Origin of the sequence: Pantoea sp. K16 (genome assembly GCF_048452805.1) — a bacterium.
Taxonomy (GTDB): Bacteria; Pseudomonadota; Gammaproteobacteria; order Enterobacterales; family Enterobacteriaceae; genus Pantoea; species Pantoea agglomerans.
In genome coordinates, this window is the sequence record NZ_JBLWNV010000002.1 from 333,642 (window position 1) to 347,773 (window position 14,132).

At 58.4% G+C, this 14,132-nt stretch carries 3 protein-coding genes and 1 pseudogene; all 4 read right to left on the minus strand.

The window, feature by feature from the left end; genetic code table 11:
• Positions 1-4: 4 nt before the first annotated feature.
• Entirely contained in the window at positions 5-370 is a 366-nt protein-coding gene (gene cdiI, locus ACK13D_RS04250; protein ID WP_062757417.1) for a ribonuclease toxin immunity protein CdiI, read from the minus strand.
• A gap of 9 nt (positions 371-379) precedes the next feature.
• Positions 380-3,022, minus strand: a pseudogene (locus ACK13D_RS04255) (hemagglutinin repeat-containing protein); the annotation flags it as partial.
• A gap of 113 nt (positions 3,023-3,135) precedes the next feature.
• Entirely contained in the window at positions 3,136-3,756 is a 621-nt protein-coding gene (locus ACK13D_RS04260) for a hypothetical protein (protein WP_031377911.1), read from the minus strand.
• Complete coding sequence (locus tag ACK13D_RS04265) at positions 3,746-14,122, minus strand: hemagglutinin repeat-containing protein (RefSeq protein WP_418795780.1); 10,377 nt, start codon at positions 14,120-14,122, stop codon at positions 3,746-3,748. Before ACK13D_RS04265 ends, ACK13D_RS04260 begins: the two co-directional genes overlap by 11 nt.
• Between the last annotated feature and the right edge of the window lie 10 nt (positions 14,123-14,132).

The window sequence follows — 14,132 nt, forward strand, 5'->3', positions numbered from 1 at the left end:
TGTTTCAAGACGGGATTTTTGCCAGCAATTCGTTAACTTTATCCGTATCTTCGGGATGTAGGTGAAGATATTTTTCGCAGGCTAAGCGGACATACTGATAACACGTTTCTTCACTTACAATTACAGTATCATCTTCTTCCGGTGGATAACCGTAGGCAAATTCAACACCTTCGAAATGATCCTCTTCATCATAGCTATTCATATCTGGAAAATGGCAATATGCACCATCTTTATTTAATGCACCTTTAATCATTAATAATTCGATAGCCCTTAAAAAATCCCCATCGTTATACATTCGATCGAAGTATGCCTTGACGACCCATACAGGGTCATCATCATGATATGGTTGACCAAATAACTCTTTATTCATCCATAACCTCTACTTTGGATGGAAGTTGTTCACCAAACCGGTATCTTTATTTATATATACACGGAATGCAACACCGCCAGCTGTGGCATCATAAGATTGCTGCCCTTTAGCTATGGCTACTTTGTAGCCTTTAGCAGCAGCTTCCTGACCTAATTGCAACATTTTTTCATCAGTGAAAATATTGGGATCATAAATAGTCTTTTTAAATGGTTCGGCACCATTATTTTTCAAACCAATTATATTACCCTCACGATCTTTAGCAGGTATTTGATATTCTATTTGAGTAATACCCTTTGTTCCTGTCGGAGTTTCACTAACTATCTTCACATTATTTTTTTTCACAGCATCATAAAATGCATTTGCATTATGCGCCCCAGTAATTCCTTTTTTCTGAGTATAACCAGCAAGTTGCGCTAAGTGTTCCGGTTGATCTATTTTAAAACTGATTCCTGAAGGGTAAATATTAGCTTCTTTAACTATCGCGCTGAGTTTGTTAGCCGCTGCCGTTCCCAGGACTGGTGACATCGAAGCTGCAACGATCTTCATTCCGTCATAGGTCGATACATACTGCTCCGCCGTCATCTTATCAACCCTAAGCTGCTCCATGGCATAGTTCACCATTGCATCCTTTACCTGCTGCTGATTCTGCGCATCAACGCTGGTAATATTCAGCAGGTTAACTATCTGCCCGTAGGCATCCGGGTACATGTCGCTGACTTTATTATTGTAGTTTCCGGTCTCATACTCACCTTTGACCGAATAAGCTTCTAACCTTGCCGAAGCACATGCGGGGGTGGCAGCCCGGCCATTACCACAGGCATCCGTCACTTTCTTGTCACGGCTGATGTTTTTCTCACGCAGGTCGTTTATCTTCTGCTGTGCCTGCTCACGCTCTGCCGGGTCGTTGCTCTTGAGTTTTTGCTTCGCTATCTCAAGCTCTGTCTTTTCGTTAACGTGCAGCCAGTTATTCTCAACCGCATTTTTACCCGCCTGCGCGCCCGCCACCGCACCGCCCGTGCTGTCTCCGGCCACGCCGCCCGCAAGGCCCGCCGCCAGCGTCCCCAGCGCGCTGATAGTCTGCCGCTGCTCCTCACTCAGGTCTTCGCGCTTAACTCCCGGATACATCTGCTGCGCAATATATTCGCCCATCGCCGCGCCAGAAGCACCCGCAAGTGCAGGATTACCCGACGCGTATGACGTCACCGCGCCCACTACCGCGTGTGCAATCAGGTTCGCCTGAACATTCACCACCTCTTTGCCGTCCGGGCCTTTCGTGGTCGTCAGCGTATGTATCTGCTCCGCCAGATAAGGTGCGGCCGCCCCGCTCACCACCTGGGCAATGTTGCCGCCCGCCAGCCCCTGTATCGCCGCCGTCGCCGCGCTGATACCCTGCTGCACCGAGCCGCCGGTTCCCATTCCGCCGGCCAGCATCTCCCGGTTGTACAGCGTCTGATAGACCTGTCCGGTGATGTCGGCCGCGGTCGGCTCCTGACCCGGGTTCGCTTTGCGCCACTGCGCTTCGGCGTCCCTCTTCTGGTCCGGCGAGATGTTCTTCATCTTCTCCGTGGCCGCTCTGGTCGCCGCAATCTCGCCCTGCGTCCGCGCAATGTCGCCCGCCTGGCTGCCGATTTCCGCCAGCAGCTGCGCCGTCTCCATCCGCCGCTGCTCTTTCTCCTTATCGAAGATTTTATCCAGCCCCGGATTCGCACCCGCCGCGTCGCGGCTCAGGTCCGCCACGTCCTGCGTCTGCTTCGCCTTATCCCGGATAATGAGGGTGCCGTCGCTCACCGCCGCCTTCGTCACCGACGAGGCGCTGCCGCTGCCGTTCAGCCCCGCCAGCAGGCCGTTCGCCATGTTGCCTTCGAACTGGCTGCCGATGCTGCCGCCTGTGCTCATGCCCACGCTCTGATGCTCGGTTTTATAGTCCGCGTGGTTCTCTATGTTGCTGAAGCCCAGCGTGCCGGTGTCGAGACGGTTCTTATCGGCGGTGGCGGTGGAACTGATGACCGCGCCGTTCAGCTGGGTGTGCGCGCCTGCCGTCACGTCAAAGCCGCCCTTCCCGGCAAAGATGCCGGTCTGCTCGGCCACGCTCTGCCAGTTGCTGTGCATCTTGTCCTGGCTGAGGTTGACGCTTGCGGAGCCGGTCATCGAGCCGAAGGTGAAGCTGCCGCCCGCGCTGGCGTTCTGCTGCTTGCTGTCGTAGCGGTCGCTGTCCTGCTCTGAGGTCAGCGTCAGGTTGCGGCCGGTATCGACCTTCACGCTGTCGCCGCGCACCTGTGCGCCGGTCAGGTTGGTGTCGCGCCCGGCGTTCAGGCTCAGCCCGTTGCCCGCCGTGAGCGTAGTCTCGGTGTGGGTCAGCCCGTTGCCTTTCTCGCGGCCTCTGCCCGCGTTGACGCTGGCTGAAACGCTGATGCCGTAGCCGCCCGACCCGGCGGTCAGGCCGATACCCAGGCTGCCGCCCTTGCTGCTGTTAGTGCTGTCGGTGCGCTCGCTGTTCTGCGCTGAAAGCAGGCTGATGTCATTTTTCGCCGTCAGCCCGAGGTCGCCGCCCGCCTGAAGCTGGCTGCCCTGCACGAGGATGTTGCCCGCGCTGCCCGGCTGTGCGCCGGTGGCGGTGATGGCCAGGTTACCGCCCGCACCCAGCGTACTGCCACTACACCTCTGCATCCTTCTTCTGCTCTGGCGTTATCATTTTCAGCTTATCAGTGGCTGTTTTCGTCGCCGCAATCTGCCCCTGTGTCCTGGCGATGTCCACCGCCTTAACGTCAGGTGTACTTAAGTTTTTGCAGGTTTCTTTTTTGGCCTAAAGCAACAATTTCACAATCAGGTTCGTCATAACGCCCCAATGCAAAAAAAACAACACCATTATTTATCCAGATATTACTCATCCATTCTGTTATCTGCCTCGGTATGGAAGCAGTCATATTTACATTAGTTGATTGGATGGTTGAAAAAAACACCTTCTCGCCGCTATTAATTAAGCTTTCAATTACTCCCAAGCTATTTGATTTAACAGAACCTAAGCCGGAAAGAATCAACCCTTCACTTCCCTTAACTATCACATCTTTTTTTTCCTCAACCCCATTAACTTTAACACCTCTAACATTAAGTAAACCCCAGGTTTTTCTGTGGTTAACAATTGCGCTATCAGGTTGCTCCGCTGATAAAACGACAAATGTGTATATGTCTTCATCGCTAACACCTGCAGAATAACTCTCTACCATTTTTTTCAATAAACCTTCACCAAATTTCTTTAGTGGCGCATTGGGTAATTCCCAGCTCACTGCAGAGATACCCTTGCCGCTTATTGAAAATAAGTTAAAATCTGTAATCTCATTTTTTTCATTTATATCTTCAGCATATCTAATAACAACATCAGTAGTCATAGTGGTTACCTGCAGGATCGTTAAAATGTGAGCCTCGATTTTGAGGATCATCGACTCCAAAGAAATGGCCTCCAGCATCATCTCTTATATAAACTTTTTGCGTACCTCCTCCCGGTTTTTGAACTATAAATTCATATATATAACCTGGTTGAGGATTACCACGCTTGTCTATATTAGGGGATACCTTATTGGGGCTCTGACTCACTGGTATACCAGACTGTCTCTTCGCCTCATTAAAAGCACCTGAGCGACCAGCCCCTTCAGGAGAAAGATTTGCAGGCTTGTCCCCTTCAGCCAGATAAGCCAGATCATCCTTATTCTGCTCAGGGATCGGCGTAACCGTGGTATTGCCTCCCGTATCCGGCATACCATCCGTATTTCCGGTATTGCTGGATCCCTGCTCACCAGACTGATCCGGCGTGATCAGCGGAGTTCCCTTATTCTCATCCTGCGCCGGATTGACCAGCTTACCACCCGTCAAATCATCATTAACCGGTACGGTTTCAGTTTTGCTGCCTGCTCCGTTCGTGTGCTGCTGTGCCGTAACCACAGCCATTATCACACAGCTGGTATTCGCCAGGCAGGTCGCGTCCAGCCCTGCTTTTACCTTTTTGGTCAGCGCCAGTGCCGCCTGTTCATTTGCGCCGCCCTGGCCCGCTTCGGCCACTGCCGCCGCATCCAGCAACGATTTAGCCTGCATCATCTGCAACATGCCCATGCTGACCATATTGTTGCTGATTTCGTTCTGGCCCGCCTGCGCTCCGGCTACCGTGTCCGCCGTAGTCTCTCCAGCCAGACCACCTGCAAGACCCGCCGCAACCGTTCCCAGCGCAACCAGCGTCTGTTTCTGCTGTTCGCTAAGCTGACTGACCGGCACGTCACCGTACAGAACATTTTTGATGGCTTCACCCATCGCGGCGGTGGTAGCCGCGCCCGCCGCACCTGCTGCCGCTGAATTACCCTGTGCGGCAGCTATAACTCCGGCTACCGCAGCATGTGCCATTATACGACTGGCCTCATCCGGCGCTTTCTGCTTAATCAGTTCTGCAAGGTAAGGGGCCGAACCGCCAGCCAGAGCGGCTTTCAAATCGCCCCCCGCCAGGCCCTGTATCGCCGCCGTCGCCGCGCTGATACCCTGCTGCACCGAACCGCCGGTTCCCATTCCGCCGGCCAGCATCTCCCGGTTGTACAGCGTCTGATAGACCTGTCCGGTGATGTCGGCCGCGGTCGGCTCCTGACCCGGGTTCGCTTTGCGCCACTGCGCTTCGGCGTCCCTCTTCTGGTCCGGCGAGATGTTCTTCATCTTCTCCGTGGCCGCTCTGGTCGCCGCAATCTCGCCCTGCGTCCGCGCAATGTCGCCCGCCTGGCTGCCGATTTCCGCCAGCAGCTGCGCCGTCTCCATCCGCCGCTGCTCTTTCTCCTTATCGAAGATTTTATCCAGCCCCGGATTCGCACCCGCCGCGTCGCGGCTCAGGTCCGCCACGTCCTGCGTCTGCTTCGCCTTATCCCGGATAATGAGGGTGCCGTCGCTCACCGCCGCCTTCGTCACCGACGAGGCGCTGCCGCTGCCGTTCAGCCCCGCCAGCAGGCCGTTCGCCATGTTGCCTTCGAACTGGCTGCCGATGCTGCCGCCTGTGCTCATGCCCACGCTCTGATGCTCGGTTTTATAGTCCGCGTGGTTCTCTATGTTGCTGAAGCCCAGCGTGCCGGTGTCGAGACGGTTCTTATCGGCGGTGGCGGTGGAACTGATGACCGCGCCGTTCAGCTGGGTGTGCGCGCCTGCCGTCACGTCAAAGCCGCCCTTCCCGGCAAAGATGCCGGTCTGCTCGGCCACGCTCTGCCAGTTGCTGTGCATCTTGTCCTGGCTGAGGTTGACGCTTGCGGAGCCGGTCATCGAGCCGAAGGTGAAGCTGCCGCCCGCGCTGGCGTTCTGCTGCTTGCTGTCGTAGCGGTCGCTGTCCTGCTCTGAGGTCAGCGTCAGGTTGCGGCCGGTATCGACCTTCACGCTGTCGCCGCGCACCTGTGCGCCGGTCAGGTTGGTGTCGCGCCCGGCGTTCAGGCTCAGCCCGTTGCCCGCCGTGAGCGTAGTCTCGGTGTGGGTCAGCCCGTTGCCTTTCTCGCGGCCTCTGCCCGCGTTGACGCTGGCTGAAACGCTGATGCCGTAGCCGCCCGACCCGGCGGTCAGGCCGATACCCAGGCTGCCGCCCTTGCTGCTGTTAGTGCTGTCGGTGCGCTCGCTGTTCTGCGCTGAAAGCAGGCTGATGTCATTTTTCGCCGTCAGCCCGAGGTCGCCGCCCGCCTGAAGCTGGCTGCCCTGCACGAGGATGTTGCCCGCGCTGCCCGGCTGTGCGCCGGTGGCGGTGATGGCCAGGTTACCGCCCGCGCCCAGCGTACTGCCCTGCGCTTCACGGCTTTCGGTGCGGGTCTCGCTTTTCGACGACTGGCTGCCGTAAGAAAGACTGATGCCGATCGAGTTGGTGGAGCCTTCTTCATAACCTTTGTCGCCCGGCTTCAGGCCTGCGGCGGTGTTTCTGGCGTTCGCCGCGTCGGTCTGCGCGCCGTCCATCTGGTAAGCCTGCGCGGCCTGGGCCGCCGTCAGCGCCGCTTTGGTGCCCTGCAACGCCTTCAGCCGGTCATCGCCGCTCTCATCGGCGGTGCGGGCGGTCTGCACTGCCGTGTTCAGCGCCGCGCCCACGGTGCCGGACAGCGCCAGCGTCAGCCCGCTCTGCTTCTGCTCGGTTTTCGTCAGTGCGGTGTGGCTGTTTTCGGCCGCACTGAGGGTCACGTCGCTGCCGCTCAGGGAGAGATCTTTACCGGCGATTACGTCGCTGCCGTGCACGTTAAGCTGGTTACCGGCGCTGAGGGTGACGCTGCCGTCGCTGCTCCCCACCGTGCTGCCGCGGCTGAGTATGCCGCTGGCGTCGGTGCTGCTCTTCTGCATCGCCTGACCCACGGTGAAACCGATGCCGCCAGTGCCCATCAGGCCCGATTTTTTCTCCTCGCGCTGATGCACTTCATCACGCGTTTCTGTGGCGGTCGTGATGCTGAGATCGCGGCCGGCGGTCAGGGCAACATCCTGCGTACCGGCGACGTTGCTGCCGGTCACGGCAATGTCGCGGCCCGCCTGAAGCCGGACGCTGTCGCCGCTCAGCGTGGTACTGAGCGCCTCGCTGCTGTGCAGTTCGTCGTGGGTCTCCAGACTGCTGCCCGACAACAGCCCTTTGCTCGACTGCCTGCTGTGTTCGGTGAGATCGGTACGGCTGTTGCCCGCGCTGAGCACGATGTCGCGTCCGGCGCTGGCGGTCAGTGCCCCGCCCGCCGTGACGTCCGCTGCCGTAGCGCGGATATCCTGTCCGGCACTCAGCTGCAGCGCGCCGCCGGCGGTGATGCGTGACCCGGCATCGCTCTGCTGTGACAGGTGACGGTAGTTGCTGCTGTTCCAGCTGTCATTTTCAGTGTGCTGCGTGCTGAGGGTGCCGAGCGTCAGGTCATTGCCCGCCTGAATCTTCGTGGTGCTCTTCTCTCCGGCGTTGCCGATATCGCTGGCGGCCAGGGTGATGTTGTTCAGCGCACTCAGCGTCAGCGCACCGTCGGTGCCCTGCACGTAGATACCGGCCGGACGATCTATCCAGCGGTCGGTGCCGTCGCCGCGCAGCGTTGACTGGCTGGTAATATCCCGTCCGGCCAGCAGCGACACCTGCTTATCACCGCTGATGACGCCGCCCAGGTTAGTGATATCCTGACGGGCGGTGAGACTGACCGTGTTGCCGCTGATGTAGCCGCTGTTGGTCAGCGACTGCGCCGTCAGCTGCGTCACGTCGCGGCCCTTAATGGTCCCGCTATTAGTGATATCGTTGCGGGCATTCAGCGCCACGCTACCGCCCCCGATCAACGCGCCGTCGCCGGTTAAGTCACCCTCTTTCACCTTCGCATAAACCTGTGGTACCAGTACGGTCTGCTGTGTGCCATCCGGCAGCGTCACGGTCTGATTCACCAGCCAGACGATATCGCTGGTGAGCAGCGCCATCTGCGCCGGGGTCAGCGCCACACCGAGTTCCAGGTCGTAGGCTTTGCCGAAGGCTACCCCATTATTCATCAGTCCGCGATACTGATCTTCATCACTGCCGTAGCCGCTGATATAGCGGTTGCCGGTCAGCTGGATAATCTGATCGCGCACCAGTCGCTGCTCGTAATAACCATCGCCCAGCCGCTTCAGGATCCGGCTGCTGTCGGTGGTCAGAGCGTTCTGCATATAGTCGCTGCTGAGCCACTGCTTCTGATTAACAAAGCGCGGATCGGTCTCGACCAGGTAATGGCTGTCACTGCCAGGTTGCAGCTGGTACAGGCTGTTATCCGGCAGCCGAATGTCAGGTGAGACGGCGCGGATCACCGGCGTAATCGTCTGTCCATCGACGACCGTTGCTGGCAGTGTCAGCGAGAATTGTTGCCCGGCAGGTAACAGCAGCGGCCGGTCTTTGAGGCTGCCGAGCTTGTCCAGCGTCAGCGCACTGTCATAGCGTAATCCGGCTGGCAGTAACGCACTGCCGCTATCCGTGGCACTCAGCGCAACCGCCGCAACCGCCTGCTGGAGAGCAGGTGTGCCGATGCGGTCAGCCTGCGCGGTGACGCCCTGCTGCTGGCGGTTGCCGGTCTGATAGCCATTCCCCTGCGGCGCGGCATTCGCCTGCCAGCTCAGCGTCTGCAGATCGATGGTTTCCGTCATGGGCGCCGGGCGGGAGTTTTTCTTATCTTTGCCCTGCGACGTTTTGGTTCCACCCAGTTTCTTTTTCTTCTTCTTCGCGTACCAGCGAACCGATTTCCCGTCGTCCGTGGTAACGCGCGTTCCTTTTGTCGCCTGATTATTCAGCTCGCCTATCTGACCGCCGAGCACAGCACCCGCGACAATCTGGCTGTCGCGGTTGTTAAGACGGCCGGCGCTAAAGGTCATGTTACCGCCCGACAGAATCTTGCCCGGATCGCTCTCCAGAATCTGGGTTTCTTTCACTATCCGCCGGTAGTCATACTCATAAAACTCGCTGCCGCTGGTGCCATCCGGCATTTTTGCCGTGTGCACGCCATATTTGTTTTTTTTGCTGGTATCCACGTCGGCCCAGTCAAAACGATCGGTGTGGCCTTTTAGCACCGCGTCGTGATGCTGGCTATCTTCGGTCGTAACGACCTGCGTGGTCAGGTGGCGGTTGGTATTGTTGATTTCCGCCATGCTGATCGTGGCATCCTGCCCGGCCTCAATTGTTGCCCCGTCATTGTTGAGCTGCTGCCCCTGTCCGGTGGCCTGATTATTCGTATCCAGCTGGCCGCCAATGTGCAGATCGCCATCACTGTAGATCAGCGCATGGTCGCGGTTGTTCAGCGTGCCAGCCGCAATATCCAGTCGCTGCCGCGCCGCAATCACCGCCGCTTTGCCCGCTTCGCTGAGGTTGTTGAGCAGCGTAGCCGCAATGGCAATGTGATCGCCATAGATACGGCCGGTGCCGCTGTTATTCAGGACGCCCGCCACCAGGTGTGTCAGTCCGCCGTCAATCAGACCGCGATTGTTCAGGGTGTCGGCTGCCGTAATTTCGGTCTGCCCGCCGCTGATCTCGCCATTTGCCTGATTACTGATATTTTGCGCGGTAAGGAATAGCGCCTGCTGAGCAGCGAGGGTGCCATCGTTGGTCACGTTTCCGCCCGCCGTCAGGCGCAGCGTGCCGTTAGCTTTGACCTCTGAGAGGTTATGGAAATCACCTGCCAGCGTGATGCCAAGATTCCCCTGCGACAACACCTGTCCGTCGCCACTCAGGGAAGCTGCGTTGATCTGCGCCTTTTTATCAGCAATCAGCGTGCCCTGCTGATTGTTGATGGCGAGCGCCTGCCCCTGGGCTGCGTCCTGAATAATCAGCGTATCCGCTGACGAGATCAGCCCGCTGACGTTATCCAGTGCCTGTTGTACGGTAAGCGCCAGCCTCTGTTTTGCGCGCAGAGCACCCTGACTGTTGTCCAGCGTGCCGGTTTCGATGGTTAAACTGCCCGCTTCAATGCCTTTACCGCTCTGTCGTGTATCGCGGTTGATCAGCGATGGCGTGGTGATCGTCATCTGCTGGCCGCCCTGAATCATCCCGCTACGGTTATCCAGCTGCTGGCTCAGCGACAGGGTGCCGTTGCCGACGCTTTGCACCACCCCGTCATTGTTGTTCAACTGACCCGCCATCAGCGATAGCGTACCTGCCGAAAGGAGTTTGCCCGCCTGATTAAGCAGCGCATTTTGTCCCGCATTGAGCGTCAGATCGGTGCCACCCTGGATCTGTCCCTGCTGGTTATCCAGCGCGCCACTTTCAATATTGAGGTTACCGGCACCGGCAATAAGTCCGCGCTGGTTAGTCAGCGTCTGACCTGCCGTGGTGAGGGTGATATCCCCCGCCGACTGCAGTTTACCGTCACTGTTGTTCAGCGCCTGACCGTTGAAAGTCAGCCCGCCATTGCCTGCGACCTGCCCCTGGCTGTTGTTCAGTTCACTGGCGCTGAGTGATGCCTGCTGTCCCGCTGCAATGAAACCCGTCTGGTTATCAATTGCCCCGCTGCGCAGATCCAGACTGTTGAGGGCAACGATACCGCGCTGGTCACCACTGTCGCGATTGATCAGGGCGTGACCCTGAGTGTCCAGCGTCATGTCGCTGCCAGCCTGTAACAGGCCACCCTGGTTTTGCAGCTCCCCGCTGGTGAGATCGAGCCGCCCTTTGCCGCCCGTCAGCGTGCCGGACTGGTTGTTGATATCGCCCGTCACAACCTGCGCGCCGCTATGACCGGTGATGAAGCCGCGCAGATTATCCAATGCGCCGCTGTAGAGCTTCAGCATGCCCGCACTGAACAGGCCGCCTGCGGCTCCGCTCTCACGATTGATCAGGCTGTTGCCGTGGGTGTCCAGTTGCAGATCGCCACCCGACTCAATCCTGCCTGCCCGGTTGTTGAGGAGTCCGCTATCCAGTTGCAGGATGCCTTTAGCACCCAGTTGACCCTGTTGGTGGTCGAAGGTCTGCTGATGAGTATCGATGCGAATATTCTGTCCCAGCATCACCCCGCTACGGCCATCAATCTGGCCGCTGGAGAGCAGCAGATCGCCGCCTGCAACAATGCCACCGCGTTCGCCACTGTCGCGGTTATTCAGTTCGCCGCCCTGGGTGTTGACGGACAGCGCCTCACCCGACTGAAGCAGGCCGCGCTGGTTATCCACGCTGCTGCTTTCCAGCGTTAATCCATGATCGGCATTAATAATCCCATCAACGTTGTTCAGTCCACCGCTGGTGAGCCGCATAGCGCCCGCCGAGACCAGCGAGCCCGTGCTGTTATCAAGATCACCACTGCTGATATGCAGATTAGCCCCCGCAATAACGCCGCCTGATGCCGCATTATTCAGCGCCTCTCCGTGCGTATTAAGCTGCATATCACCGCCGGACTGCAGTCGCCCGCCGCTGTTATCCAGCGCGCCACTGCTCAGCAATAGTTCGCCGCTGGCGCTGAGCAGAGCAGACCTGAAATCAGCGGCCTGGCCCTGCGTATCGATCACCAGGTTTTGTCCCTGAATGACGCCGTGATCACCGGCTAACTTTCCGGTTGAGAGTTGCAGATCGCCGCGTGCCACAATGCCGCCGCGATCGCCGCTGGCGCTGTTGTTCAGCTGCGCGCCGTGAGTATCCAGTGAGAGCGCCTGACCCGATTGTAATAAGCCTCGCTGATTGTCGAGCGCGCCGGTCTTCAGCGTCAGCGCCCCATCAGACATCAGTGTGCCGTCAATGTTGGTCAGCAGGCCGCTGCTGATGCTGGCCGCCGAGGCAGCGGCGATAACGCCGTTCTGGTTATCCAGGTCGCCACTGTTAAGGGCAAGTGCGCCACCGCTGATTATTCCTGCTTTACCGCTGTCACGGTTAATCAGCGCCTGTCCGTGGGTATCAAGTGTCAGATCGCCGCCTGACTGGATCAGACCGCTGTGATTGTCCGTTGTCCCGCTGGAAATGCTGAGATCGGTACGGGCGACCAGGTTACCGCCAGTATTGTTCAGTTCACCCTGCTGCGTGTCGATGGTCACGCCGCGGCCGAGCAGGGTTCCTCGCTTATTATCCAGCGCCTGACTGCGCAAAGTGACCTGCTGACCCGCTTCGATGCGACCCTGGGTGTTATCAATAGCCTCGCGGGTCTTCAGCGTAGCGTCACCGCCAGTTGAAGCAATCAGGCCCTGCTGATTATTCAGGCTTGCGCTGGTGAGTTGCAGATTGTGACTGGCCTGCAGCGCACCCTGCGCGTTCGTCAGGGTCTCCTGAACATCCAGTTGCAGATCGCCGCTGCCCGCAGCCAGCAGCGTGCCACCGCTGTTATCCAGGCTACCTGAGGCAAGATTCAGATTACCGCCGCTCTCAATCCGCCCATCGCGGTTGTCTGTGTCACCCGAAACCGCGATTGTCATCTCGCCAGCGCCACGCTGCGACAGCAGACCCTGACGGTGATCCAGCGTGCCCGCCTTCAGCGTCAGCGCCTCTGCCTGGGTGTGTGCCTGTGAGAGATCGAGCCTGTCGCCGCTGAGCGTTAACGCACCCGCTGACAGCAGATTGCCCTGATTGCCCTCCAGCCGGGTCGCATTAAGGTTCAGCGCGCCATTATTGCCCGCCAGTTGCACGGTGCCGCCCTGATTATCCAGCCATGGCGTATCCAGCTGCAGTGAGTCACCGTTACCTGCGATGAGCCCGCTGCGGTTTTCAATATGCTCTGCCTGCAGCCGGGTATCGCCTTCATTGCTCAGCGTGCCCTGATTGTTAAGCAACGAACCCGTGGTAATCGTCAGGGCTTCGCGGTTTTGCTGCCGCAGCAGGCCGCGATTGTTACTGACGTTTTGTGCCGCGACAGCGAGGCTGCCCGCCGCCAGTTTGCCATCATCATTGTTAAGCGCCGTCGCAGCCTGAATCCCGAGTGTACGGCCCGCCACCGTGGCGCCCTGGGTGCTGATATCCGCCTGCGTAGAGGTCAGCGCGATGGCATCTGCTGAGGTCTGGCTTCCGGCGAGATCGACCCGGCTGCCCCGCGCCTGAATCTGGTCGTGCGCCAGGTTTTTACCCCGCGCCTTAAGCTCACCCTGGCTGGTCAGCAGCAAATTACCAGGCTGGCTCAGCGTCTCATTGCCGCCAACGCCTGCCGCCAGCGTACTTTCAGCGGTGCTCTCAATGGTGCTGGCGGAGAGCGTCGCGTTACGGCCTGCGCTCACCAGCCCACTGTTGCGCAGCGTGCCGCTGGAGGCCAGCGTGACATCCTGCTGTGACACGATGTTGCCGCGGTTCTCCTGGTCGCCATTGCTGGCTATCTGCAGCGCGGCCTGACTTTGCAGCGTGCCGCTGTTCTCCAGTCTGCCATCCACGGTCAGGTGCAGTTCACCGGCGCTGGCTCCCAGTTCACCGGCATTACGCACGCCAACGCCCTTTTCAGTGCCGGTCAGGGTGATTTTATGGGCATACATGCCGCCAATAGCTGCGACGTCGAGCGCAAACTCAGGCCGTGTCGTCCCATTATCCGCTTTCACCGTAGTGACGGTACCTTTGGTCGCAACCTGGTTCCTGCCTGTGACCACATTGAGTTCGCGGGCATGAACTTTTGCGTTAACCGCTACCGACTGCGCAATGATCTGGGTGTAGTCAGCATCGCTGTCATTCAGGCCCTGACCTTCGATATTGATTCGGCCGCCATTAACATCGAAGCCTTTTAGCTGGCCGTTTTCAATCAGCGCCTGTCCGGTGGTCAGCGTATTGCGGCTGGCGTTAATAAATCCGCAGCCGTTACAGGTAATGCCTGACGGGTTTGCAATGACTACCGCAGCCCGTTTACCGGCTACTTCGATAAACCCGTTAAGCTGGCTTGGATTACGGCTGTTGACTTCGTTGAGGATAACCGTCGCTTCCTGCTTTGACAGCCAGGGGTTAGCCGCTACCATGCCACCCAGTTGAGTAGCCGTGTTCTGATGGCTGTTGTTCAGGATTGCGCCGCGCGCGTCAACGTCGAGCTGGCTGTACTGATTGCGGGAAACACCCTGGCTATTGGGCGTCTGAATGTTGATTTGCGGCAGACCATTTGCGGTGGCCATGACGGTAGGCTGCTGGCTGCCCGGCGCGCTGCTGTCTGCCACAATGTTGGCCTGCACCGGCAGACTGACCACGCCCGCTGCCAGCCAGAGTGCAAAGCTGAGCGGTGAGATCCGCACCCTCGCCTCTGCATATGAGGTGCGCTTCGGGCTTCGGGCAACACGTGAATAGCCGCTACGGGTGATGTCAGACACCACCATTAACATGCCGCGAACCCGGTTGAAGATAAGGCGATAGCAGAGTTTATTCATAATGCGCACA